This window comes from Agrobacterium sp. 10T429 (assembly GCF_056393925.1).
On the sequence record NZ_JBFTGV010000007.1, the window covers coordinates 97,410 to 124,080 of the forward strand.

Genomic DNA, 26,671 nt, shown 5'->3' on the forward strand with positions numbered 1-26,671 from the left:
TCGCCGATCATCGCTTCAGAGCCGTTCACGAACGACGCGAAGCCAGTTTTTCAAGGGCAACGGCAGATAGGTTCGAAGGCCCGGCCTCAAACCGGCGGGAATAGACCAGTCCTCCATCCTGAGCACTGTTGACAGGCCAGGACGGTCGTTCAGTGTCATAGTGATGACTTCGTTGTAGCGTGCGGCCATCCGTTCGATGCTGAAGCGGTTCAGGACCATTTCCTTTCCCGCGATCGACATCCGCTCGAGAAGGTCGCGATCGGCATGCAAGCGCGCGATCGCATTGGCCGCTGCCGTATAATTGCCGATCGGGAACAGGAAGCCGTTTCGGCCCGGCTCGACAATCGTGTCCGTCACGCCGCGGATATGAGACACGACCGGGACGCAGCCGCCGGCCATTGCCTCGATCATCGTCATGCCAAGCCCCTCGAAGCGGGACGGCATGATGAGAACATCGTGACTGGCCATGATGACCGGTATGTCTGAAAGCTGAACGGATCCTGCGTAACTGACGCGATGGCCATGGCCGTCTAGCCGTCGCCTGAGCTTGCCCATATCCGGCCCATCTCCGACGATCGTCAGGCGCACGGCCTCGGGCGAGGCATCCAGTATCTCCCGCAGCCACATCACGCCTTTCGATGCATCTTCAATGCGGCCGACGAAGAGAACCTTGAGTTCCGGCCCTCGGTTGAAGCGCCGAACCGCCTGGCTCCGGAACGCATCGCTGTCCACCGCATTCGGGATTGCGTAGGTACGCTCCTTCGAAAAGCCGTTGCGCGCGACAAGGTCGGCGCGGCACCGCTCCGATACGCCGATCGTGACATGGGCATAGTCCCGGACCGAGCGCGCAGCCGCGTATGTTCCAGGCGAGATATTATGGACGACGAGAATACGCAGGATACCTTCTGGCAAATAGCGCGCGATATTTGTCTGCAACTGATCGCCTAGAACGTTGACGATCACACCGTCGAACCCTCCGTCTTCGATGGCAGTCGCCATTCGCCCTGCGCATTCGCGTTCGCTGAGATTGACGGGCATCCGCAGCAATTGACCGAAAGCCTTCTCACCCTGGAGATCGAAAGGCAGCCCGTATGTTTCCTTGCACACGCCGAGCCATCGCACGTCTATGCCATAGGCAGCGAGACCTTTGCGAAGATGTTTGAAGACGGAATAGGTGCCGCCGATATGGGGAAGAACAAAATAGGCAAGCTTCATGGGACACTCTCGCTCTTGCATCCACAACCATGCCGCAACGGATCGACGGCGGATGGTTCGAGTGGCTGCTAAGGCGACATACTAAAAAGCCACGGGATGACAGTCAGTTGCATCTTAGGCTTAGCTGTATCTTCCTTTGAGAGGTTTGCGTCAGTCAGACTATTCGTTTGGCGTAAGACGCAACCCGAATGTCGGTGTGGGGTCGGACTGCTCCAGCGGATATCAATGCCATATCGAGCGTGTCGGCGCCGGGCTGCGATTGGAAAATAAATGAGGATCACTCTCCTTGGACAATTTGGCTCTGGCAATTCGGGCAATGACGGATCGCTGGAAGCCATGCTCCTTTATCTGCGCAGGATGAGGCCCGATGCCGATCTGTTGTGTATCTGTGCAAGTCCGACAGTCGTAAGTGCGAAGTTCAATATTCGTGCGATGGGTGTTGGGGGGCCTCCCCTGACAAATGCATGGATGAGGCACCTGGACAAGCTGCTCGGCAAGGTGCCTTCACGGCTCATGCTATTGGTCAGTTCCCTCTTTAGTTTCGACAAGGCTGACCTGATGATCATACCGGGGACCGGCATCCTCGATGATTTTCAGGAAAAGTGGTTCGGCTGGCCCTTTGTCGTGTTTTGCTGGTGTCTCGTTGCACGCCTTCGCAACACACGGATCGCCTTCGTCAGCATCGGCGCTGGCCCGATGAAAAGCCGTCTCAGCCGCTGGTTCCTGCGCTCTGCCGCACAGATGGCCTCCTATCGATCCTACCGGGACGATTTCTCGCTCAACTACATGAAAACGATCGGTGTCGACGTGTCGCGAGACCACCGTTACCCCGATATCGCCTTTGATCTTCCTATTCCTGTGCCCCACCGGCAGAGCCCCGCCGACGGCGTAATGAGAATAGGCGTCGGCGTCATGGACTATCGCGGCTGGCGTCACAACGATCCCGAGGCCGCCAGGATTTACAAGACCTACATCCACAAGCTCTCACGGCTCGTGAGCTGGTTGATCGGTGAAGGCCATCGCATCACCCTTTTGATGGGAGACATTACGGACAGGGTCGCCTGCGCGGATCTGATGTTTCTGCTGACGGACATGCTCTCCGAGGACGAGTTGGCGCAGATCGACATCAGCGCGGCCGCAACGCTGCGCGATATCATGCAGCAGATGGCAGCAATCGACCTTGCGGTGGTGTCGAGATATCATGGAGTTGTCTGTTCCCTGAAGCTCGGAAATCCGACGATATCAATAGGTTATGCCAGAAAGTTCGATGATTTGATGAACGATTTCGACCAGGAGAAATTTGCCCGACACATCGACACGTTCGAAGTCGAGGAAGTTATCGAGCTGGTGAAGGAGATACTCGCTGGAGCCGGGGCGGTAAGACAGCGGATCGACCACGCCAATGATCGCTTCAAGCGCCAGCTTTCCGAGCAAGAGGCGCTACTCGGCCGGGAATTTCTCTCAACTGATGCCGTCGCAACGCCGCAGAGCGTTACGCCTTAGCAAAGGTGTCCCGCAGCCTAATGCTTTCGACGTAATACCGAGGCTCTTCACCACTCGACGGGAGTAGTCCGCACAATGTCGCACGCCCTTCAACGGACATTCTCCAAACGGCCTACACCTACGGATCCGGCTGCCATCCCAACGGTCAGATTTCCAAGATCCAAGTCCCCACTCTAGATTTGACGCTACCGTCGATTATCGGCGACGCTGTCGGAGCCCTCGATGCACAAAGTCCGCCGCGCCTTTTTCATGGCCATGCTGGAACAGCACCTCGGAATTGCGATCAATCTCGCTCTGATCGCGATCGTATCGAGACTATTGTCGCCGGCGGAAGTTGGCTTTGCCGTCATCGGCTACGGGGTGACATCGGTGATATTCGCCTTTCGCGAATTCGTTTCGTCCGATTTTCTCATTCAGCTCGATGTCGTTGAACGCGATGACATCAACACGTCGCTTACACTCTTGCTCCTCGTCAGCGGCATTCTCGGGATCGTTCTCTATCTATGCGGACCCTATCTGGCGATTTTCTACCACCAGCCCGGTCTCCAGCATTATCTTATCCTCGCAATTGCCGCCGTCATGGCCGAAAGCCTGGGCATGCCGGCATTTTCCATGCTGCGTCGCCGGCTGGCATTCGGCACCATCGCACGCGTCCGAACCATCGGCCTCGTGGCTATGGCTACCGTGACGATCTTCGCTGCCAGCAATGGATGGGGCTTCGTCAGCTTCGCGCTCGGCCTGCTCGTCGGCAACAGCGTTGCCAGCGCCCTTGCAGCCTATGCCGATCCGGCCCAGCGTACAGCACGCCTTTCGCTCAAGTCGTGGCGCCGTATGGCCGAATTCGGCCGTTACAGGGGCGCTGCAACCATCGTTGACAAATTATACGAGTCCCTGCCGCAACTGGTGCTCGGCTTTGCCATGACACCGACAGCGGTCGCGATCTACAATCGCGCCAATACCGTTTGCTCCATTCCCGATCGCATTTTCCTCTCGGCAATCTTTTCCTTCGCCTTCCCGGCGCTCGCCGCCGAAGTTCGCGAAGGTGGAGACGTCCGCAGGTCCTACCTGCGCGCCCTCAGTTACATCACCGTGCTGTATTGGCCGTCGCTGATCATGGTGGCCATTCTCGCCGATCCCATCGTGCGCCTTGCACTTGGAGACCAGTGGCTCGCCGCCGTACCGATCACCCGGATTCTCGCGCTTGCGTCGATCTTCTGGTTTCCCATGGTTTTGACAACGCCGCTGCTGATCGCTCTCAACGCCAACCGGGAGGCTTTTCTGGGCAATTTCGTCTGCCGCAGCGTCTCGGCAATTGTGCTCTGCTCTGCCAGCTTCTTCGGCCTCACCGCGGTAGCGCTGAGCCAGTTCGTCACGCTGCCCTTCCAGATGCTCGTCGCCTTCTATCTCGTCAGACGCCATGCGCACTTCAAATTACCCGAACTGTTCGCAGCCATCGGCCCGAGTGCCGCCGTGACCCTTGCCGCGATTGTGGGGCCGCTCGCCATATCTGCCTGGACGGGATTCCGCTTCGATTACTCCCTCGCCCAGGCTGGCGGCGCCGTCCTCCTTTCGGTGACAGGCTGGGCCGTTTGCCTGTTTCTTCTGCGTCATCCACTCGTCAGCGAAATACGTTCGACGCTCGATGCTTTTGCCGGGCGTCTGCGCAGGGTCGGAAAACCTCCTGCGTCGGCTTCCATTCCCGACACCGTCGTTCCCGCAGCGGTGGAACCATGAGCAGCATCGATATCGTCATCCCCAACTACAATTACGGTCGCTTTCTGGAGGGATGCGTAGAAAGCGTCCTTGGCCAGAACATCCCGGACATGCGTATCCTCATCATAGACAACGCCTCCACAGACGACAGTGTCGCGATCGCCCGGTCTCTCGCGGCAGCAAATCCCCGTATCGAAACGAGCCTGCGCCCAAGGAACCTCGGCGGTCACGCGTCTTTCAACGAAGGCATCGATTGGGCTCGGGCGGACTATTTCGCCATCATCTGCGCCGACGATGTCCTGTCGCCTGGAGCACTCACGCGCGCAATGGAGGCGCTCGACAACCACCCCGGCGCGAATATGGTGTTCGGCCGCACCGCCTTCTTCCGTGACGATGCCGATATACCATCAGGATTTCGCAGCGATGCCGATGGCATGCACCTTCATCGCGGCATGGACTTCATCGTCAGAATCTGCGTGACGGGACGCAGCCCGGTGCCGGGCCCACTCGCCGTTACCAGGACGCACATTCAACAACATGCCGGTCATTATCGGCCAGCACTGCGCCATACCGACGATGTCGAGATGTGGATGCGGCTCGCGGTACTGGGCGATATCGTCGAACTTGATGCCGTGCAGAATTTCACCCGTATCCACGGTGCGAACCAATCCGCCATCCTTGATAACGTGCTTGCCTGGAATACCGAAATCGAAGCCGCGCTCGAAAGCTTCTTTGGCAATGAAGGGGCTTTGCTTGCCGATGCCCAAACACTGCTAAGGCGCGGTCGCGCGAGCCTGAGCGACCGCGCCTATTGGTGCGCGCTTTCCAATCTGGTCCGGCGCCGGCCCGGCGCGGGTGCCCTTCTCGCACAGGCTTTCCGCCTGAGACCCGCTTCAGCATTTCTGCCACCGGTGAGTTATCTTGTGCGCCGACCTGATGCATTACATCGCATTCGCGCAGCGATCGCCCGCCGATAGCGATAGACCGGCCAAATTTTCGATGATGACGGCCTATTCTTCGGCATTCAGGACAAGCCGCAACAGCGCCGGCAACGAAGCGGATTTCGTTCGGCGCATGATTGATGCGCGATGGTTCTCGACAGTGCGCTGACTAAGCTTCAAATCAGCTGCAATAACCTTGTTGGCCTGCCCCTGAACAATCCGGTCAAGGATCTGGCGTTGCTTGCGAGTAAGCGTTGCCAGCGTGGCACGAGCCGTTTCACGCCGCTCTTCGCGCTCGTTTGCATCACGCGATCGCTCGAGGGCCGATTGCACGCTCCGATATATCTCCTGGTAAGAAAACGGCTTCTCGATGAAATCGGCCGCTCCATATCGCATCGCATTGATTGCCATACGGACATCGCTACGACCCGTGATCACAATCACCGGAAACCGATGATGTTTTTCTTTCAGTAAACGCAGCAACTCCATGCCGACCATGCCCGGCAGATACGCATCGACAAGCAGACAACCTGATCTGTCCGGCTGGTAATCTGCAAGATACTCTTCTGCCGATACATAGGTTGCAACCGTCCAGCCTTCTCCTTCGAAAAGAGCGCGCAAATTGTCCCTGATGTCCTGCTGGTCGTCGATGACTTCGATGAGCCGACCCGTCATCGGCCTCATGTATTCGGGTTCGCTTATGTGCACTACCCTCTCGTCGGTTTGGCGAACAACCAGGGTCTCGACGACCTGCACGACGTCCTTGAGTTTCGCCGGCTTGTGCAGATACGGAATTTCGTGCTGTGCAAAAGCCCTCAGGGCCTTGCTTGAAATATCGCCTGTGAGAATGAGCGCCGGAACATTTCGGCGGAGTGCTTGCCGGATATCTCCTATCGCAGCTATGCCATTCCCCCCGGTAGGGAGATTGTAGTCTGCGAGAATGACGTCGGGCGTGAACTGCAATCCTCGAACAATCGCGAGCGCCTCGGCAGCCGTAGAGGTCGCAGCCACCACATATCCAGTCTGCTCAAGTCCCATCTTGAGCAAATCACGCATGCCGTTTTCGTCTTCGACGATCAGAACCGACGCCCGCGACAGGGTAGCCGCTTGGTTCGAATGGTCATCCACTGGCGCAGGAAGTGGTACAAGCGGCTCACCGGCCGGTGCGTGATCGATCTCGATCATGAATGCCGAACCTTTATGCAGTCGTGACTGCACCACTACCCTTAGTTCGAGAAGCTCGCTGAGCCGCTTGACGATCGACAATCCCAGCCCCAAACCACGGTCTTCCGTTCCAGCAGGCGCATCGAGCTGGAGGTATTCCTGAAAAACATCCTCGATATGGTTTTCGGGAATGCCGATGCCAGTGTCCCACACTTCGAAACGAACCTTCGTACCGCGCCGGCGACAACCGACCAGAATTTTGCCGCTCGTCGTATATTTCAGCGCATTGGACAGAAGGTTGCGGACGATCTGCTCGAACAGACGCGGATCGGTGCGAACGGCGAGGCTGGACGGCACGACATGGAGTTGCAGCCCGGCGGCCTGAGCGGGATAGTAAAATTCCTTGAAGAGCCTTCCCAGAAGATCGCCTATTGCAAAGCTCACGATCTGAGGTTCCACCATACCCGCTTCGATCTGGTTGATGTCGAGAACGGAGTTGAGTATTCCCAACATCGAGGACAGCGTCTCCTCCATCCTCTGAACGAAGGTGCGCGCCTGGCCTTCGCCCACGCTCTTTTCCAAAAGCCCCTGCAACAGCTTCAAGGTTTGCAGCGGCTGACGCAGATCGTGGCTTGCCGCAGACAGGAACTGCGACTTTGCCTCAGTCGCCCGCTCGGCGGATTTCTTTGCAGCCTCCCTGCTTTCCGCAACCTGTTTCTGGGCGCTCATATCGATGAATGTGATAACGACCCCGTCGACGGTTTCGCTCTCTCCGCGATAGGGTTTGACGCGGCGGACATACCAGCGGCCGTCAGGTCCTCCTATCTCCCTGTCGATTGTATTGCCGTCCTGGAGGGTCGCCATCGCATCGACTTGAAGCGTAATGTCGCCGTCAAAGCCGCTAAGGTCCGAGAGGGGGCGGCCGACATCGGACGATATAATCTTGAATACTGACCGGGTGGCTGGTGTAAAAAACCTTATACGAAGACTGGCATCCAGAAAGAGCGTCGGGACATCGGTGCTGTACAAGACGTTTTGCAGATCGTTGGAAACTGCACGCTGACGCTCCAGTGCTTCGTGCAATTGATTGTTGAGGGCTGTCAGCTCTTCATTGAGGGATTGCAGCTCCTCTTTCGAAGTAACGAGTTCCTCATTCGTCGACTGATACTCTTCATTCAGAGACAGTGCTTCGGCGGTGATCTGCTTCTGTTCTTCGCTGGCAATTTCCAGATTGCGTATGGCGCCCTGCAATTCCGCCCGTGTCTCCTCCAGTTCGAATTCCAGCTCGGTAATGGGCGACGCATCTGTCGTCGATGATTTCTGCGATCGGACAACCCTGTTGGCCTGCGCAGCATCTTCCACGAAACATATGAGGAACAGCTCTTCACCCTGACTGAACAGCGGTTCGACGTGAATGCTGAACTCGATATGCGCGCCGTTGCTGTCGAGTTTTGCATTCTTGGCTACGAATGGCTTCTGATCCCGGGTCGCACGATGGATCGCAGACCTGATCTTATTATGGATCGCCTTCGGTGTCATGGCGAACAGATCATGCGATGCCGGGCCTGAAGCGATCCGCAGGAACCTTGCTGTCGGGCCTATGGAGTAAAGATATTCATACTTTCGATTGACGAGGATCGCGGCGGGCACGTAGCTACCCAGCAGAACCTGGGCAACCGCGTCGGCAAGCGCACTGTGCCTCGACGCTGAAGTCACCTTTCCCAGCGAAGAGGGAATTCTGACATTTCCACCCGGAGCCACGCCGAAATTAAGATCACCGAAAACCGGCGGCCCGATACGCCGATATACCCGTTCGGTTTCCGAAATCAGCTTGAAACGGTCATCCATTCCGCCAACGGTTTCGGATTTTCCGACCAGTAAAATGCCGTTCTCCCGCAAGGCGAACCTGAAAAGCGACAAAACCTTGGCTTGGGCGTCCGCTTCAAGGTAAATCAACAAGTTGCGGCATGAAATCAGATCGATCCGTGAGAACGGTGGGTCGCTCAGGACATTCTGCACGGTGAATACCACCGCCCCACGCAGTTGCGTCGTCACGGTGTATCCGTTGTCATCCCTTACGAAATATTTTTCCAGCAAGTCCGTCGGCAGCGATTTGGTCGCCTCATGTGAGTAGTGTCCGTCTCTGGCAATTGCGACCGCCTCGCCATCGGCGTCCGAGGCAAACATCTGAAACTGGAGACGAAGGCCCATGGACTGAATGAGCTCGAGGAAGAGAATAGCCAGAGAATATGCTTCTTCCCCCGTGCTGCATCCAGCGACCCAGACCCGCACTGCTCCGTGAGCCGCTTTTGCGTGGAGAATATCCGGAATAATGGTGTCGCGTAGAAAGTCGAACACCTTCCCGTCGCGGAAGAAGCTGGTGACGTTGATCAGAAGATCCCTGACGAGATTTTGCCGCTCTTCTTCGCTGTTTTCGAGCATCTCAAGATATCGGTCAATCTCCTCGATCTCGATACCGAGAACCGCAATGCGTTTTTCGACACGGCGCTGCATCGTTCCATGTTTATAGGCCGAAAAATCATTCGCTGTGGAAACCCTCAATATCTCGATAATCCGGCCCAGCTGGGGCATTCGGCGCACCATCGAGTGATCGGCTCGAAGCCGCGACAACAGCGCAATATGTTTGGCGATGGCCGCAGGCATCTTTTCGACCGGTAAAACCGTAGCGCCAATGCCCAGCGAAATAACACTTTCGGGCATGCCGCCAAACTGTGCGTCTTGAGGCTCCTGGACTAGAACAAGTCCCTTGAAATCCCTGATCTGCTGGACGCCGGATGAGCCATCTGACCCCGTGCCGGACAGGACAGCTGCTATCGCCCACGGCCCGAATTCTTTGGCCATAGAACCCAAGAGAAAATCAAACGGCAGAGGTGCCTCATGCAGTTCACGCCGGGGCGACAGATATATCCTTCCTTCGTCAACCGACATCAGGAATTTTGGTGGAATGACGTAGACGTGCTCGGGCTCTATCAATGCAAGATTGACAGCCTCGGTCACGACCATATTCGTTTCGCTCGCCAGAAGTTCTGCGAGCATGCTTTCATGCGACCGGTCAAGATGCTGAACGAGAAGAAACGCACAGCCGGTTTTTTCAGGCAACGCCTTGAGCAGGGATCTGAACGCATTCAGTCCACCCGATGAAGCTCCGACGCCGACAATCGGGAACATCCTAACGGGACTTGCTTCCTGTGACCCGGACATCGGACCGGTGTCTACCTCGAAAGTAGAGGGAACCTTGTTACTATCCGCGCCGCGTTCCGTCATATTCACTCTCGTTAAAATTGACGCGCATTCCAAACAGAAATCGACCCTTACGAAGCGTCAGGGGGTGGAGGGTCAACGAAGTCTTGAAAACGGCCAACACGGCCTTGAGATCATTCGTCAGTGATAAATATTCACCACGCCCCGTTATATACGGGGTACAGTGTGTCGAATTGTCTTGAGGCGCAATTTGAAAATGCGATTAACACGCATAGGTTGCCGACATCAAAAACAAGAGCAACAAAGGTTGATGATAAATCAATCCAGCAAATATTATAATTCATCCAATATAATTAGACGCGGCCCGCGAAGAATGACGTTGGTGTGATCGAAATTCCATTTCACCGGTTCTCGTGCGCCTGCTGGCATTTTTACGTCATGCCAGATTGAACACCGTCTCGAAATCTCAATCAAAAGTGAGTAATTTCCGAGCCTTTTCCAGTTGAGATACTCCATTGTAGGATGCCGGAGTAGAAATTCGGGTAGTGCCACGTCTATTGCTTTCTGGCCGACATTAAATTCCGAAAAATCCAGACCGCAATTCAGATCATCTCTTCCGAAGTTCCAGATTGATGACGACGTTCCGGGTTGAATTACCTCCGACGTCCGTTGTGCCGGCTCGTAGAAAGAAACTCTTCGGTTGCGTCTCTGCCAAGCCAGGCAGGTTCGCAAAGCAATCTTTAGCGCGGATAGGACATAACATGCTGACATCAGTTCCTAACAACGGACATAGCCAATTCTCATCAAATTTCCATGTGGTTGCGCATTCGAAACCTATGGAAACTTCGGTTAGAAAGCTGGCGATCATCGACGACCGCGCGCTCGACCGTGAGTGTCTGGCTCAGAGCCTGATCGCATACGGCCTTGATATGGAAGTCGAGTTGTTTTCATCACTCGACGACTGGAGACATGCTCCAAACGGCCAGCATAGCGGCATCCTGGTCAATGTCGGTCGCAGCGATTTTTGCGATGACGTTTCCCTTCACGAGTTGCGGGAATTCATCGCCGATTTCCCTTATCTGCCAGTCGTCATTCTTGCGGAAAACCGCGATCTGCGTCAGGTCATGAGGGCGTTCGACGCGGGAGTTCGCGGGTACATCTCCTCGTCGATAGGGTTGGCGGTGTGCGTGGGTGCCATCTCACTTGCATTGGCGGGCGGCGCTTTCGTATCAGCTGAAAATCTGAGCGATCTCAGGCAGTTGCTCGTGGTTGCGGAAGACAAGGAACGTCAGCGCACGGCCATGTTCACCCAACGTGAGGTCGATGTCATCAACGCCTTGACGCAAGGCAAGCCAAACAAGATCATAGCCTATGAACTCAATCTTCGTGAAAGCACCGTAAAGGTACATATTCGCAATATCATGAAGAAAGTCGACGCCAAAAACAGAACGGAAGTGATCTTTAAAATATCCGATCTCTTCAAAAACTAGTCATGTGTCGTGCAGTGGACCTGTTGTAAATCCATAATTGCCTGCGGGTGTCGGGCCCCGCAAGATGCAAACGCATCGGAACGATTATGACAAGAAGATTGTACATCTCCTCTAAGCCTTTCGGCTAGCATTCCAAGCATAAAGACGGGGTGACGGCCACCGGGCCGGATACGGTAATCTCTGGTCATTGGACATATGGACCCGGGATTTCGCCATGCAAACTTTCGTCGAAAATTTCGAAAACTCGGATCGACTGCGCCTGCGCTCCCGCAACATCATACCGGGCGGCGCACATACCTATGCAAAGGGTGACGACCAGTACCCTGTCCTGTCTCCCGGCTTCATTGAAAGGGGATATGGCTGTCATGTCTGGGATGTCGATGGAAATGAATATATCGAGTACGGTATGGGCAATAGGGCTGTCGGCCTTGGCCATGCCTATGCCGACGTCGTAGAGGCTGCGCGTGCGGAACTATACCGCGGCTGCAATTTCACGCGCCCCTCAAAGATCGAGGTGGATTGCGCCTCGACCTTCCTTGATACGATCCAGACGGCCGAAATGGTCAAATTCTGCAAGAACGGTTCCGATGCGACATCCGCTGCGATACGACTTGCGCGGGCTGTTACCGGCCGCGACCTGATCGCGCGCTGCAGCGACCACCCCTTTTTCTCCACCGACGACTGGTTCATCGGAACAACGGAGATGAATGCGGGCATTCCTCAGGCGATCCAGAATCTGGTCCTTGGCTTCAGCTATAATGATCTGGCGAGTGCGCGCAGTCTGTTTGACCGTTTTCCAGGCCGCATAGCCGCCTTCATCCTGGAGCCGTCGCGCGGTGATCCGCCTCGGGACCAGTTTCTTCACAAACTCCAGAATCTTTGCCACGAAAACGGCGCGCTTTTCATTCTCGACGAAATGATCACCGGCTTCCGCTGGGATGCGGGTGGCGCGCAGAAGACATACGATATCGCCCCAGATCTATCCTGTTTCGGTAAGGCGCTGGGGAATGGCTTTTCGATTTCCGCACTTGCCGGCAAGCGGGAGTTCATGGAACGAGGCGGTATCGATCAAACCGATGCCCCCCGCGTCTTCCTGCTTTCGACGACGCATGGCGCGGAAACGCATGCGATGGCGGCGGCCATCGCAACCATGAAGGTTTACACGCAGGAACCCGTGGTCCCACATCTGGTCCGACAGGGAAATTCGCTGCGCGCCGCCATCAGCCAGATCGCAATTGCGCACGGGCTCGATTCCTATTTCGGCATCCAGGGCCATTCTGCCTGCCTCAGCTACTTCACGCTGGACCAGACCGGAAAGCCGTCTCAGGCTTTTCGCTCGCTGTTTCTGCAGGAAACCATCCGTCGCGGCCTTCTCGCACCGTCTCTCGTTGTAAGCTACACGCATGAGGACGAGGATATAGCCAAAACGCTTGACGCCATCGATGGAGCGCTCGTCGTCTACCGTAAAGCGCTGGAATACGGCGTCGACAAATTCCTGACAGGACGCCCATCCGATGTCGTCTTCCGGCGTTTCAACGGCAACGCGCAGCATCAGGCCAGCCATGGGTTGGTCATGGCCGACATGCCCGAATTATCGGAAAGCATCCGAAAGCCTTAACCGAGCGGGGCACCTAGACCGTTCGCATTATCGATACAGCCGCTTTGCGCGGTGCATCGATCTAGCCTGAAAAGATACGCTCGTTGCGATCGAAAATAGATTTTGAGGGGAAATTTCATGCACGTTCTAGTCACCGGGCATCGCGGATACATCGGCTCCGTCATGGTACCCATCCTGCGCAAGGCGGGTCACGAAGTACACGGCTACGACACTGAATTCTACCATCGCTGCGCTTATGTTCCAGGCGGACCTTTGCCGCAGGTCCCCGGCGTCTGCAAGGACATCCGCGATATCCAGCCTTCGGATATGGAAGGTTTCGACGCTGTCATTCATCTTGCGGCGCTGTCCAACGATCCGCTGAGCAATCTCAATCCGGAAATTACCTATGAGATCAATTACCGCGGCAGCGTTCGGGCAGCGCGAGCCGCAAAGCAGGCAGGCGTCAAGCGTTTCATCTTCGCCTCGTCGTGCAGCAACTACGGCGCCGCTGGCGAAGGACTGGTCAACGAGACGGCCGAGCTGAAGCCGGTATCGGCCTACGGCACGTCGAAGGTCTTGGCGGAGCGGGAGATTGCAAGCCTTGCGAGCCCCGGCTTCTCACCGGTCTATATGCGTCCGGCAACAGCATATGGCCTTTCGCCCATGCTGCGTTTCGATATCGTCCTCAACAACCTGACCGCTTGGGCGGTGACGGAAGGACTGATCCTCCTGAAATCCGACGGATCGCCATGGCGCCCAATCGTTCACATCGAGGATATTTCGCGCGCCTTTCTGGCTGCGCTCGAAGCGCCGACCGATGCCATACACAATCAGGCTTTCAACGTCGGACAGGATGCGCACAACTATCAGATCCGGGAGATTGCCGAAATCGTCGCTCTCACGGTGCCCGGATGCCGGCTGCAATATGCGAGCGATGCAAGCCCCGATACCCGTTCGTACCGCGTCGATTTTGGCAAGATCGCCCGCGCGCTTCCGGCGTTTAAACCGACATGGACGGCCGCCGCAGGTGCCGAGCAACTCTACCGGGCCTACAAGAGCGCCGGCCTGACAATGGCCGAATTCGAGGGACCGCACTATCAGCGGATCGGCCAACTCCAGAAGCTGATCGGCGACAAGGATATCGACATCAACCTGCGCCGCCCCATGGCCGCGCCGCGCCAGAACGCCGATATTGCAGCATCGGTTTAAACAGGAGGCCCGGATGGGCAAGATGGAGCCTGGTGCAAAGCTAACAGGCGATGCATGGAGAGAGGCAGGTATCGGCCAGACTATTCATGATCTGGCTTCCCGCCTCTTTCCGATCTGTCGCAGCATCACCGGCAAAGGCGTGTGTGACACCATCGATATCCTTAAAGACTATATCGATATCGAGCAGCGCGCCGTCCCTAGCGGGACGCGGGTTTTCGACTGGACGGTGCCCCAGGAATGGACCGTCCGGGACGCCTATGTGAAGAACGCGGCGGGACGCAAGGTAATCGATTTTCAAATGTCGAACCTGCATCTCATGAGCTACAGCATCCCTCAACGTCGCGTGATGCCGCTGGCCGAACTGCAAGCGCATATCTACACCTTGCCGGCACAACCCGATCTCATTCCTTACAAAACAGCCTATTACACGGATGCCTGGGGCTTTTGCATGTCGCATCATGAATTCCTCAAGCTAGAGGAAGGCGACTATGAAGTCGTCATCGACACCGAAAAGGTGTCAGGCAATCTGTATTACGGCGAATATCTGCATATCGGACAAAGCACCAAAGAGGTGCTTCTCTTCGCGCATATCTGTCACCCGTCGCTCGCAAACGACAATTGTTCCGGCCTGGCATTGCTAACGTGTCTTGCTGCAGGCCTGAAAAGCAGGTCCACATATTACAGCTACAGGTTCGTCTTCGCACCCGGAACGATCGGCTCCCTGTCATGGCTTGCGCAGAACGAAGACGGGATATCGAACATTGCGCATGGTCTTGTGGTTTCTTGCATTGGTGACGGGGGCGGGCCGAACTACAAGCGCAGCCGCAGGGGAGATGCACTGATCGACCGAATCGCCGCCTGCACCCGCTGCGGAGAGGATCGCAAACATCTGGCAATCGCCGACTTCATTCCCTACGGCTACGACGAGCGCCAATTCTGTTCGCCGGGCTTCAACCTGCCGGTTGGACTGCTGCAGAGAAGCGCTTTCGGAACCTTTCCCGAATATCACACCTCGGCCGACAATCTCGACTTCATCGAGCCCAAACATCTCGACTCATCCTTTTGGATGATCATGGACATGATCGATGCTCTCGAAGACAACTGGACGCCGTTGAACCTTCGGCCCAAGGGTGAGCCACAGCTAGGGAAATACGGGCTTTTCCCTGCGATAGGCGGCCATAAGACGAATGACGACCGTACCATGGCCTATCTATGGATACTCAACCTCGGCGATGGAACCAACTCGCTACTGGATATCGCCGAAAGGTCTAAAATGCCGTTTGTCGATATTGCGAGCGCTGCCGGCAGGCTGCTCGAGGCGGGCCTTGTCTCGAACCTCGGTTTCCTGACGCGCTAGACCTTCATTGCAAAGCAGGCCAACCGAGGTCCTTTTCCGATATGACCGAGGGCGGCGCAGGCCATTCTACACCTATCGCGGGCGCGTCATAACGGATCCCCGCCGCACTTGCCTCGGCATAGGGCGCCGAAATCAAATAGGACACAGCAACGTCGTCGCTGAGCGACTGGAAGCCGTGTGCAAAACCCTCGGGAATGTAGAACTGCGCGCCATTGTCGGCCGACAACACCATGCCAACCCATTGCAGATAGGTCGGCGAGCCGCGGCGCAGATCGACGGCGACATCCCATATCGATCCTTTGACGCAGGAAACCAGCTTTGTCTCCTGATGCGGCGGCCGCTGGAAATGCAGCCCTCGAACGGTGTGTTTAAGCTTCGATAGAGAAAGGCTGTGCTGACTGAAGTCCGATACCAGCGCGTTGCTCTCAAATTCGCGCTTGCAGAACGTCCTGGCAAAAGAGCCGCGACTGTCCCGCACAGGCACCGTACTGACTACCCAAAGCCCTTCGATTTTCGTCTTCTCAAACAGCATTCGGCGCTCCTGATGCAACCCCGTATTCAAGAAGAATTCTCCGCCATTTCAGCGGCTCCGGAATACACCCATAGGCAGCACCATACCTTGAAGGCGGGCTGGCAAATAAGTCACCCTTTCGGTTGCGGAAACCAGCCGCCGGAAGCGCATTTTAGCGGATTATCATATCAACCTACGGCTTATGGATGACGTTTTCGAGCCGAATGCAGTATCGTCACCCACCCCGATCCATAGTATTTTTTCCAGTTAATAAAAGAATTTTCTGGAATTCACTCAAAGACACTGTGATGAAATCAGGGGGCGTCAGATGAACAATGAGGCAGTTTTTTCTGCAAGATTGAGCTCGACGCATCACGTCGGGCTTTGCCGTCTCTGCAGCTCGCCATTGGTGCATACCTTCGTTGATCTTGGAATGTCTCCGCCCTGCGAAAGCTTCGTCGCAGCTGATGCAGCCAACGACGTCGAGCCATTCTATCCGCTCCATGCATTCGTTTGCGACGAATGCTTCCTCGTCCAGCTTCAGGAATATGTGGCGCCCGAGAATATTTTCACGGAGTACGCGTATTTCTCCTCGTTCTCGGACAGTTGGGTCGCTCACGCGAAACGGTATTGCGACATGGTCATCGAGCGCTTCGCGCTTGGCGAATCCAGTTTCGTTGTCGAACTTGCCAGCAACGACGGTTACCTGCTGCAGCACTTCCTGACCAGCAACATTCCGATGCTTGGAATTGAACCAGCGGTCAACGTCGCAAAGGTGGCGATCGGGAAAGGTATTCCGACACTCACGGAATTTTTCAACGAGGCTCTAGCGACCGATATGGCGGCCAGGGGACAAAAGGCCGATCTCATCATCGGCAACAATGTCCTCGCACAGGTGCCTGATATCAACGATTTCGTTGCCGGCATGAAAGCCTTGCTCAAGCCTGATGGCGTCATCACCCTCGAGTTCCCGCATATAGAAAAGCTAATCGAGGAGAACCAGTTCGATACGATCTATCACGAGCACTTTTCCTACTTCTCATTGCTGACCATAGAAAAAATGGCCCGCCGTCATGGGCTCAAGGTTTTCGATGTCGAAGAGATCCCCACACATGGCGGTTCGCTGCGGGTCTTTTTCTCGCACCAAGACGGCAATTTTCCGCGTGAAGCCCGCGTGGATAGCCTTCTGGCACGGGAGTTGAACGCCGGGCTCGACAAGATCGAGACCTATACGGCATTCTCCGAAGCCGTGCGCCAGACCAAGCGAAACCTCCTGTCTTTCCTCATCCGCCTCAAGGAGATGCGCAAATCGATCTGCGCCTATGGCGCACCGGGAAAGGGCAACACTCTGCTGAATTATTGCGGTATCGGCACCGATTTCATCGATTTTGCAGTAGATCGCAATCCTTACAAACATGGTCGCCTCACACCGGGAATGCATATCCCGATCCGGCCCGTCAGCGAAATCCAGCGCATAAAACCGGACTACGTTCTCATTCTCCCCTGGAACCTGAAGACTGAGATCGTTGCACAAATGAACGACATCAGAAACTGGGGCGGGAAATTCATCGTACCAATTCCTGACATATCCATCATTGATCCGAAGGAGTTGGCACAATGAAGGTCGTCTTGTTCTGCGGCGGCAGGGGTACCCGCATCAGGGAATATTCCGAAAGCGTCCCGAAACCGCTGATCCCGCTCGGGTCTCAACCGATCATGCGGCATGTCATGCAATATTACGCCCGTTTCGGACATGAGGACTTCATCCTCTGCCTTGGCTACAAGGCGCATGTCATAAAAGAATTCTTTCTGAACAGCCGGCCGGAAAGCTATGCCGATTGCGTCATATCGAGCCCCGGACGCGTGGAGTTGCTCGAGGAATTGCCGAGAGACTGGCGCGTATCCCTGATCGATACCGGGATATGGCGCAATATAGGCGAGCGCCTCTGGGCCGTACGTCATCATCTCAAGGGCGAGAAGATGTTCCTTGCCAATTATAGCGACGGCCTGACCGACGTCGATCTCGACGACATGATTGCCCAATTCGAAAAGAGCGACAAGCTCGCCTGCTTTCTCGCTGTCAGACCGCCCCTCACCTACCACCTGGCGGAAATCGACGAGAGCGGAAGGGTCCGGGAATTTCGGTCGTCGGAAACATCCGATATGTGGATCAACGGCGGCTACTTCCTGATGCGGCCGGAAATTTTCGACTACATGCGCGAGGGTGAAGAACTCGTGCTGGAACCGTTCTCGAGGTTGATTTCTGAAGACAAATTGATGGCCTACAAACATGAGGGTTTCTGGCGGTCAATGGATACGCTGCGCGACTGGCAGACGTTGGAGGCGATGGTCGAGCGTGGTGACATGCCATGGATTGGAGACGATGGATCAATGGCACGCAAGTCGTCAAACACGAAACTGCTGCCATGAAAAACATGTCCCTCGCCTCCGCCGGTGATCGCCTGTCGATCCTTTGTCTAGGAGCTCACTCCGACGACATTGAGATCGGCGTCGGAGGCACCGTCCTCAGCCTGCTTTCAAAGGGCGTGTTGCTTGATGTCTATTGGTGCGTCCTCAGTGCCGGCAACGAGCGGGCCCTGGAAGCGCGCAGTTCCGCCGAAGCTTTTCTTGCAAAAGCAGCATCCTACTCGATTGAGCTCGCATCGTTTCAGGACAGCTACTTTCCCTCGCAAAGCCGCGAGATCAAGTCATGGCTGCTGACATTGCGCGACAAAGTCAGCCCTGACGTCATATTCACACATAGTCGCGAGGACGCGCATCAGGATCACCGCGAAATCAACAGGCTCACATCCAACATCTTCAGAAATCACCTGATCATGGAATACGAAATCCCGAAATGGGACGGCGATTTCGGCAGGCGAAATGCCTATGTGCCGTTGAGCGAAGACGCGATGAACATGAAGGTCGAGCTTCTCTTGCAGCACTTTGGAACACAGAGATCCAAGGACTGGTTTGACGCAGATACCTTTCGCGGCTTGGCGCGGCTGCGGGGAATGGAATGCCGTGCGCCTACACGTTTTGCGGAAGCCTTTACCGTCAGAAAGCTGACGTTCGCCTGAAACAGGCCAAAGCCTGTTGACGTTACGAAATCGACGTTTTTCGGAAATTAAAAGAAACCAAAAACAATACAGGGGGCATTTTCGTCATGATCCATAACCACATCTCCGAGAACCCACCGGAAGGCGCACCGCATCCGCAGGCCGCATCAAGTGCGGCTGGCTATATCGGCATCATAGATCGTCGCATGCTCGAGCGGGAATGCCTCGCCCATAGTCTCAACTATCAATATGCGGACAGGCGCATCCTGACCTTCTCCAATCTCGGCGAATGGCAACAGGCACGCGCGGAAATCGGCATGCCTGCGGCAGTTCTGGTCAGTGCCTGGCCTGGTCCGTCGGCAGAGACAAACAGCGAGCTTGCGGAGATTGTCGCTGCGGTTTCGCCGGCCGCCGTCGTCGTGCTCTCCGACGATCAGGATATCAATACTATCCTCGATACGATCGCTCTTGGCGTGCGCGGGTATATATCGAGTTCCGTCAGCGTCGATGTCTGCGTCCAGGCGATCAGTCTTGCAATCGCGGGCGGCCGTTTCATACCGGCCAGCAGCGTCATGAACATGAAAAGTCTGTTCGGCCTGACGGCACACGCCGCCATACCGCCGATGAAATTTACAAGCCGTCAATCGGCTATCGCGGAGGCCCTGCGGTGCGGAAAGGCCAACAAGGATATCGCTCTGGAGCTGAACCTTTGCGAAAGCACCATCAAGGTACATATCCGCAACATCATGAAGAAGCTTGGGGCAACCAACCGCACTGAAGTTGCCTGCAAGATCGGCGACATGGCGTACGAGCGCTAAGCACACGCCCCTCACCGACCGCTACCGAATGCTCCGCTCACAGCAGGAACCGTCATGATCCAGTCGTCATCATCTCCGGGTGAGCAGGAAGGTATTTCCCGCTTCATATCCATCCTGCGGGAGCGGCGCAGAGCCGTCTTCATCTGTTTTCTCGCCAGTTTCACAATCGCGGCAATCGGCTATGCGCGAACCCCGATCCGATACAAGGCCGAGGCGACCCTTGCACTTGATGTCCGCAAGCTTCAAGCACTCCCCACCGAATCCGTTGTCTCTCCACTGCCTCAGGAAAGCCCGGTGCTTCGAACCGAACTCGATATCATCGGGTCGAGGTCCATGGCCGAACGGGTTCTTGTCATCCTGCAGAAAGATCGACTGTTCGAAGGGCGGCAAACCAAATCAGACCGGGCGACCACCGACGCGACCGTGCTTGGCAACGACGCAGAGACATCGAAAATGATCGATAACCTCATGACCAACGTTCGTGTGATGAATGATGGCCGGTCGTATACAATTTACATTTCCTATTATGCCGGCGATCCGGCGCTTGCCGCGAAAGTCGCGAATGCGTTCGGGGAAGCGTATATCGACTATCAGATCGATCTCCAGACAACCGCAACCCGGCGTGTCAGCGCATGGCTCGGGGAGCGGCTGGTCAGTCTGCGGACGGAACTAGAGGAGTCCGAACGCCAGGCGTCGCAATTTCGCGAGAAATCCGGATTGATAGACACTGGTGGTCTTCCGCTGCAGTCGCAGCGTCTCTCAAGTCTGAACGTCGAGCTGACGACGCTACAGGCCAAACTGGCGGGGTCAAGGGCGCGCCTGGCCACAGCGCTCGAACTGCAGAAAAGCGGCGATGGGCTCGGGATCACCGAAGTTCTGTCCTCACCAACAATCCAGCTTTTAAGGGCCGAGCAGGCGAGGGTCATCAGAGCCATCGCACAGATCGATGAAAGCGGCGCTGTCATGAGCCCTGAGCGGCCGCAATTATCCTCCCAGCTCAGTTCACTTAACAAACAGATCGATTCAGAGATCGCCCAGATCATCGCTGCCTTGCGCAACGAGATCGAGGTCAACGAAAAACAGCGGCAGGAAGTCGAGGCAAGCCTCAATGATGTGCAACGCGCCATTTCCACGACGGATATGGCAATGGTTCAATCCGGGCAACTTGACCGGGAAGCAGCAGCGAACCGCTCGATCTACGAGACGTACCTGGCACGCTACAAGCAGACCATCGAACAGGACGGTATCGCTACTGCCGAGGCGCGGATCATATCGAGCGCCATGCCGTCCCGTAAGCCCACCAGTCCTGACGAGGGTCTCTGGGGCCTGATTGCGCTTCTTCTGGGCTGCAGCACCGGTTTGGCAACGGCTTTCATCCTGAATTTTACGGACCGGTCCGTTGGCTCCATCACGTCTCTTCAACAGAAAACCGCACTTAATGTCATCGGGCGCATTCCGCGCATTTCCTTCGGAGAGTTCCAGAACAAGCCCGGGAAATTCAGCAGCGGCGCGGCGGACTTCTACAGCGCGTTTGCCGACCTGCAGACCCACATACAGTTAGCCGAGAGCAAGGCCAAAGTGATCGCCTTCACCTCTTCGGCCGATGGAGAAGGCAAGACGTTCGTGATTGCCAACCTTGCCAGATCTCTTGCGATGAGCGGCGTGAAGCTGCTGCTGATCGATGCCAATCTGCGAAACCCGGCTCTCGGAGCGGAATTCGATGTGGGATCGACGTCGCATGTTGCCCAGGCGGTCAGCCGCGAGGTGTCCCTGGACGACGTCATACAACGCGATCAGGTCTCCGGGGTCGACATCATCGTCGCCGAGAAAAGCGACCTGCCGCCAAATCTTGTTCTTGGAAGCAAGCGCTTCGCCGGCCTGATTGCAGAGGCGAGACAGCGATACGAACTAGTATTGATCGAGGCCCCATCCGTTGCCCATGACCTCGACCTTTTGCGGATCGCCAGTCTGTCTGACGCCGTATCCTTTGTAGTCCGACAGGACGTCGCCGATGGCACGGGCATGAAAAACGCCGTCATCAAGCTGCGGGTCGCGGGCCGGCCGATCACGGGCATCATCCTCAACGGAATACGACGCCCGAGAAAGCGTCAACCCCCGGTCTGGCCGAGGATTTTCCGGGACTGGAATACTCATTTCAAGCTGCGGAAACGGGCGACCAGTCTGCGCCCCCCGGCTGTCGTCCATAGCGAGAGGTGAAACATGCGCTTCGTGACAAGGTCCAAGGGCTTTTCCCTGATGATGGCCAGCACCACCTTTCTGTCTCTGGCCGTTTGCCAATTACCGGCCGCTGCAGATGGCACCAACTACAAGGTCGCTACCGGCGACGTCTTGACGATCTCCGTCTATGGCGACCCGGGCCTGACCGGCCTCTTCCCAGTCAGTGCAGATGGAACGATCGGTTATCCGCTTCTTGGCAACGTCAACGTGGTCGACCAGACGGTGAACGAAATCGGTGCGCGGATCAGCCGCGATCTGGCAAGCCATGTGGCAAACCGCTCCGTTGCCGTCGCGGTCAAGGAATATGCTCCGATCTTCGTTGTCGGTGACGTCCAGAAGCCGGGAAAATATGAATACCGTCCCGGCATGATCGTGCTTGAACTCTTCGCACTCGGCGGGGGATTGCGCGAGTCGAATGCGCAGAGGGATACCTCGGGCATACAGTTGATCGCTGCCCAGCAGGAATATGAAGATATGTCGATGCAACTCCTGTCGCAGGATATCCGGCGCGTCCGGCTGGAAGCGGAACTGAACGACACCGAATTCGAATATAGGGGCGATGAAATCGGACTTGTCCGGGATCGCACCGCGTTGGAGAAGATCGTCTCATCTGAAACAAGTCTGTTTCGCCTTCGCCTCTCGGCGCAGCAGGACGAAAAGACCAATCTCGAGGTCCAACGACAGAACTTCATTCAGGAAATAGACACGCTTCAGAAAAGCAACGTCATGCGCAGCCAGCAACTGGAGTTGCTCGACATGGACGTGAACGCCTCGAAGGAACTTGTCACACGCGGCGCAGCCTCAGAGTCAGCCCTAAGAGAGCGCAAGCGCGAACTGCTATCCATGAACCAGCAGGTGCTGGAATCAACATCGTTCCTGGCGCGCGCGCAACAAAACAAGAGCGAGGTGGAGCGGCGTATTCTGGAGCTGAAGAGCAAAAGGCATAATGACGCCGCGACCGAATTGCGGGAGACCTCCCTGGACATTATGCGTCTGAAGAAAAAGCTGGCCTTCAGCCTTCAATCCATGGCCGAGATCGGCTCGACGGCGCGGCGGGTTTCCAGCCTCGAGGACATGATCCAAACCAAATTCTTCATCGTGCGTCAGGTTGCAGGCACATATAGCGAAATCGCTGCGGACGAGCATACGCAGGTCCGCGCGGGGGACGTCGTCCGTGTCCGCCTGTCGGTATCCGGCAGAGATCCGGTTTCGGCAGCCGTCGTCACAGGAAGCGTCAACTAGAGAGACGAGCGTCTCTGATGCCCTCGTTTGAGCGGCCCTGTAAAGCAGCTACCGCTTTTGGAGAACTATAGCGCCAAGTCGCAATTTGCTATCCTGAATAGTGCACTCCAACAGTCTTGTAGGAACCGCACCGATCAAAAGGGTTTGCCGACGTTCCGATCGGTAGGCTCCTTACTTCCTCCAGAGAACAGAAATAATCGGCACAAGTGTCGGGGGAGACGGAGATGGAATCTGCGATCGTTCCGGTTGGTTATCACATGGTCAGGCAGCGTGCCGTCATCATCATGAACGGCGAAAGAGGGCTGCAGCCCGTCCATGTGACGCAAGATGCCCTGAACGACATTCAGTCCCCACCGCAGTGCGATGCGCAACGTCTGGCGCAATTCGTCGATGTGTTTGCGACGATAGCGACATCCAAAATCGAGAAGGGAATGTTTGCGTTCGATGGGCAGATCTGGATCACGGCGACCGACGTCCGGGCCTGGCTCAATATGGCGACGGAAACCGGACCGGCCAAGTGACGTCTCTCAAACTCTAACGCTTTTATCCTTTTGCCGTTACCCAAAGCGCGAAAATTTGGCAGACATCAGATGGATGGATGTGGATTCTACCGCTTATAGCCAGATTGAACAGAAGCGATAAAAGCGGTTTGTAAGAGTTACCCGTCGCCCCCTGATACTTTGGCGGGTCCCTGGTTACCGGGGTTATCTGGTAACTGGGAGGGCTCGCTCGTTCAACCGGGCGAGCCTATTTGCGTTCTGCACATGCCGTCACCAGCGCCGCGCAAATCTTCTTGTGTCGACGGGTTCAGATTGAAATTTGCAGGAATGTCACCCCAGTCAAACGGAACCACAGACCGCTCGCCACTCATAGAGTAACGAACGATCCGTCGGTCCCCTCGCCTGAAATGAAAACCGCCGAGCCTGAATTTCAATGGCCCGTGGTATCGCATGGCCTTGATTTATTGAGCCATATTCGCCACTTTCCGGCAGCTCGTCAATTCACCGCAGATACGTCATTAGAGGTAGTTTGCCGGGATTTTCGCAGGAATGGACTCTGGTTCAATCAGGTGTTGGCCTTGCAGCATTGGAGGACGATTTAACGGTGCCGGCCTTAGGGCCCCCGTTTCCCATTGCAAAGCCGCTCCATGTAGAGCCGACATTTACCCAGCTGTTCTGCGGATGCATCGTCACGAAACCCGCACTTTGAACGGGCCCTGGCGTTCCTCGGGTAAAATGATTGTCGTAGAGCACCGTGTTGATCCGCCTTGAGCGTTCGTCCGGTCCGGCCTTGAAGCTGCCGTCGTGCGTCCACATGAGTTTGTAGGCATCTACGAAGCCGTAACGGACGTTGGCGAAGGTATTTCCATCAAAGACCGTCCCATTATAGTCGGAGCCGGGATGGTTCCAGGTTTCATATTCGACGCCGATATAGGCGATATCTGTGAACCTGTTCCTGCGATAAATATTCCCCAGACCGCCCCAGATGCCGGCAACCCCGGAATCCGCGAATGTCGTGCCGACATAGAGGCCGCTGTTGCTGCGTGTCACACTGTTGTTGGAATATTGCAGGAAATACGGGCTAAGTCCCCGCGTCGAGTCCAGCGCAACCGTCATCATGCCGTGTCGCATCTGAGAGATGCGGTTGCTGTCGACCACCACGTCGTAGACGTTGCCGTAGAGAAGAACGCCGGTGGAATCGGAATCATGCTCCGCATAGCTTGACCTGCCATCGAACACATTATCGTATATCACGGCTCTCGATGCGGTCGCTGCCAGAGCAAAACGGCTCGTTCGATCCGGCACGACATTCCAGGGTTGCTCGAGCAGAACGACAGAACCGCCCGTCGACGCGATGTGACGGTGCTGCCCGGCACCTCGCCCGCCAACGATGACGAGATCGAAGCCGCCCGGCTTGGCATCCCCCAGATCCGACAGGGACTTGAAGGTAACCGAGTTCGAGGAAGCGCGGACGAAATCGTTCTTAAGCTTGCTCCCGACGATCTCGAAGCAGATCTGTTCGCCCTTGTTGCAATCGACCTTGGCGCAGTCGTGGGGCGCGGCGTTTCGCGAGATGTTTTTCTCAAAATAGAGGTTTCGCATGCTCCCGAAATGGGCCTGGCCAACAAAAAAACGTCCGATGCCATGACCGTCGTCGCGGCTTTCATCCGCATTTGTCAGTTCGTTGCCCGTCATGGCGAAATCGCGCCCACCCCATAGCGCGACGACGGATTCGCCGTAACCCGTCATCCGGAATCGGTTGTTGGAGAAAAATACCTGCCGGCTCGCGCCGTAAAAGGATCCGTTCTCGATCAACTCGGACGCATGGACAAAAAGACCTACGGTGTCCTGGGCATCGAACGCCGGCACGCCCCAGGCGTCGATACGTACGGAATCCAGCCGTGTGTTTTTGGCGTTGCGCAAAGCAAGAAGAGGTTTACCCGCAATGTTGCGGTTGGCATTGAGGGTCAGGTTTCCGAACCGGGTGTCGTCGCCATTAACGACAACCATGCTCTGATCAATCCCGTGGTTCAGCCTGATCTCCGTTTTGTTCACCCCTTCCCCGAACCACGCCACATTGGCGGGCGCAATCAAAGGCTTTGTCACGAGATAAATCCCGGCGGGGAAATACAAAACCGATGGCGCCGTTGCGGCCGCGGCGTCGAGCGCGCGCAAAATGGCTGCGGTGTCGTCGGTCATGCCATCGCCCGTTGCACCGAACTCCCTGGCATCGATGCGCTTTTTATCCTGCGCCGCCCATGGCGATTGCGACAGGACCTCAAGCGTCAGCGGACCGCTCCAGCCGAAGCGGCCGCCATGCGTATTGTGAACCCAAACTTCATAGTTACCCGGTGGCAGAGCCGGCACCTCGAAATCGACCTTGAAGGGGTTGACGGAGATTGCCGGAACATACGAGCCGGCAACAGCGACCGGCTTGATATAGAGATAGGATTGGCTGGTCCCGTTGGACCGCGAAAGGTTGCGTCCATAGACCGAGACGATCGCTCCTGGCGCTGCGGCATCGGGCCCGATCCACCAGCTTTCCGTGCGATTGATTGCGAAGCTGCGCCCTTGAACAGTACCCCGCTGGGGCCTGATCAGGTAGGTGGACCATGAAGGAAGCGTGGCTGGCAGCAGCAGCGTCGCCGCCGTCGCGTCAGCCGTCAGCGACACCAACGGCGTCACGACGCCCTCCGCGACACCGGGGTTTTGCGAAAAGACTTCGAAACCCGTTCGTCCATCGAGATCGACACCGGTCATCGAGACAACCTCGCCAGGGCCCGCCGTTCTCGAAATTTCCGCGATTGCCGGACCCTTGCCGCCTACCTCTGTCCATGGCGGATCGAAGGCATCCGCATCATCCGGCAATCGTGGTTCTGGAACAGGTATCGC

Annotated in this window: 18 protein-coding genes; 14 read left to right on the plus strand and 4 right to left on the minus strand. The window is 56.2% G+C overall.

All coding sequences use genetic code 11. The features are described from left to right. Positions 1-15 precede the first annotated feature (15 nt). Positions 16-1,215, minus strand: a complete 1,200-nt coding sequence (locus AC1DCP_RS16880; protein WP_060642738.1) for a glycosyltransferase family 4 protein — start codon at positions 1,213-1,215, stop codon at positions 16-18. Positions 1,216-1,485: 270 nt separating this feature from the next. Here AC1DCP_RS16880 and AC1DCP_RS16885 point away from each other — a divergent pair, with 270 nt between their 5' ends. From AC1DCP_RS16885 to AC1DCP_RS16895, 3 genes are all read left to right on the plus strand, one after another. Then, a complete protein-coding gene (locus AC1DCP_RS16885; protein WP_060642737.1) occupies positions 1,486-2,718 on the plus strand; it encodes a polysaccharide pyruvyl transferase family protein in 1,233 nt (410 codons plus the stop codon). A gap of 222 nt (positions 2,719-2,940) precedes the next feature. Next, a complete protein-coding gene (locus AC1DCP_RS16890) occupies positions 2,941-4,452 on the plus strand; it encodes an oligosaccharide flippase family protein (protein WP_060642736.1) in 1,512 nt (503 codons plus the stop codon). Next, a complete protein-coding gene (locus AC1DCP_RS16895; protein WP_060642735.1) occupies positions 4,449-5,408 on the plus strand; it encodes a glycosyltransferase family A protein in 960 nt (319 codons plus the stop codon). Before AC1DCP_RS16890 ends, AC1DCP_RS16895 begins: the two co-directional genes overlap by 4 nt. Before the next feature lie 33 nt (positions 5,409-5,441). On the opposite strand, the gene AC1DCP_RS16900 is transcribed toward AC1DCP_RS16895, so the two are convergent. Next, positions 5,442-9,725, minus strand: coding sequence for a CheR family methyltransferase (locus AC1DCP_RS16900; protein ID WP_041694613.1), 4,284 nt, complete (start codon positions 9,723-9,725; stop codon positions 5,442-5,444). Positions 9,726-10,519: 794 nt separating this feature from the next. On the opposite strand from AC1DCP_RS16900, the gene AC1DCP_RS16905 reads away from it, so the two are divergent. The 4 genes from AC1DCP_RS16905 (at position 10,520) to AC1DCP_RS16920 (ending at position 15,411) form a co-directional block, all read left to right on the plus strand. After that, on the plus strand, positions 10,520-11,248 hold the full coding sequence (locus AC1DCP_RS16905) for a LuxR C-terminal-related transcriptional regulator (RefSeq protein ID WP_003517620.1): 729 nt from the start codon (positions 10,520-10,522) through the stop codon (positions 11,246-11,248). 214 nt (positions 11,249-11,462) lie between these two features. Beyond that, entirely contained in the window at positions 11,463-12,866 is a 1,404-nt protein-coding gene (locus AC1DCP_RS16910; RefSeq protein WP_013761290.1) for a glutamate-1-semialdehyde 2,1-aminomutase, read from the plus strand. A 117-nt stretch (positions 12,867-12,983) separates the two neighbouring features. Continuing rightward, positions 12,984-14,054 carry an NAD-dependent epimerase/dehydratase family protein gene (locus tag AC1DCP_RS16915; RefSeq protein WP_003517624.1) on the plus strand — a complete coding sequence of 357 codons (1,071 nt, stop codon included), beginning with the start codon at positions 12,984-12,986 and terminating at the stop codon, positions 14,052-14,054. 13 nt (positions 14,055-14,067) lie between these two features. Next, entirely contained in the window at positions 14,068-15,411 is a 1,344-nt protein-coding gene (locus AC1DCP_RS16920; protein WP_112192180.1) for a DUF4910 domain-containing protein, read from the plus strand. Between the two features lie 4 nt (positions 15,412-15,415). Here the strand turns inward: AC1DCP_RS16920 and rfbC are convergent, their stop codons facing one another. After that, complete coding sequence (gene rfbC, locus AC1DCP_RS16925) at positions 15,416-15,943, minus strand: dTDP-4-dehydrorhamnose 3,5-epimerase (RefSeq protein ID WP_062599809.1); 528 nt, start codon at positions 15,941-15,943, stop codon at positions 15,416-15,418. A 307-nt stretch (positions 15,944-16,250) separates the two neighbouring features. Between rfbC and AC1DCP_RS16930 the strand changes: the two genes are divergently transcribed. The 7 genes from AC1DCP_RS16930 (at position 16,251) to AC1DCP_RS16960 (ending at position 23,800) form a co-directional block, all read left to right on the plus strand. Next, complete coding sequence (locus AC1DCP_RS16930; protein ID WP_060642732.1) at positions 16,251-17,543, plus strand: class I SAM-dependent methyltransferase; 1,293 nt, start codon at positions 16,251-16,253, stop codon at positions 17,541-17,543. After that, positions 17,540-18,352, plus strand: coding sequence for a glucose-1-phosphate cytidylyltransferase (locus AC1DCP_RS16935; protein ID WP_060642731.1), 813 nt, complete (start codon positions 17,540-17,542; stop codon positions 18,350-18,352). The genes AC1DCP_RS16930 and AC1DCP_RS16935 overlap by 4 nt, the downstream gene beginning before the upstream one ends. After that, positions 18,349-19,002: a PIG-L deacetylase family protein gene (locus AC1DCP_RS16940; RefSeq protein WP_026330955.1), complete on the plus strand. Its 654-nt coding sequence runs from the start codon at positions 18,349-18,351 to the stop codon at positions 19,000-19,002. The genes AC1DCP_RS16935 and AC1DCP_RS16940 overlap by 4 nt, the downstream gene beginning before the upstream one ends. An 86-nt stretch (positions 19,003-19,088) precedes the next feature. Next, positions 19,089-19,799 (plus strand): helix-turn-helix transcriptional regulator, encoded by a 711-nt coding sequence (locus AC1DCP_RS16945; protein ID WP_060642730.1) that lies wholly within the window; start codon positions 19,089-19,091, stop codon positions 19,797-19,799. A gap of 54 nt (positions 19,800-19,853) precedes the next feature. Beyond that, positions 19,854-22,016: a GumC family protein gene (locus tag AC1DCP_RS16950; protein WP_112391049.1), complete on the plus strand. Its 2,163-nt coding sequence runs from the start codon at positions 19,854-19,856 to the stop codon at positions 22,014-22,016. 3 nt (positions 22,017-22,019) lie between these two features. Continuing rightward, on the plus strand, positions 22,020-23,279 hold the full coding sequence (locus tag AC1DCP_RS16955; RefSeq protein WP_060642728.1) for a polysaccharide biosynthesis/export family protein: 1,260 nt from the start codon (positions 22,020-22,022) through the stop codon (positions 23,277-23,279). A gap of 224 nt (positions 23,280-23,503) precedes the next feature. After that, the gene (locus AC1DCP_RS16960) at positions 23,504-23,800 is read left to right on the plus strand and encodes a hypothetical protein (protein ID WP_060642727.1); all 297 of its coding nucleotides are present in this window, start codon (positions 23,504-23,506) and stop codon (positions 23,798-23,800) included. Positions 23,801-24,340: 540 nt separating this feature from the next. Here AC1DCP_RS16960 and AC1DCP_RS16965 read toward each other — a convergent pair. After that, positions 24,341-26,647 (minus strand): glycosyl hydrolase family 28-related protein, encoded by a 2,307-nt coding sequence (locus AC1DCP_RS16965; protein ID WP_476774487.1) that lies wholly within the window; start codon positions 26,645-26,647, stop codon positions 24,341-24,343. Positions 26,648-26,671: the final 24 nt, after the last annotated feature.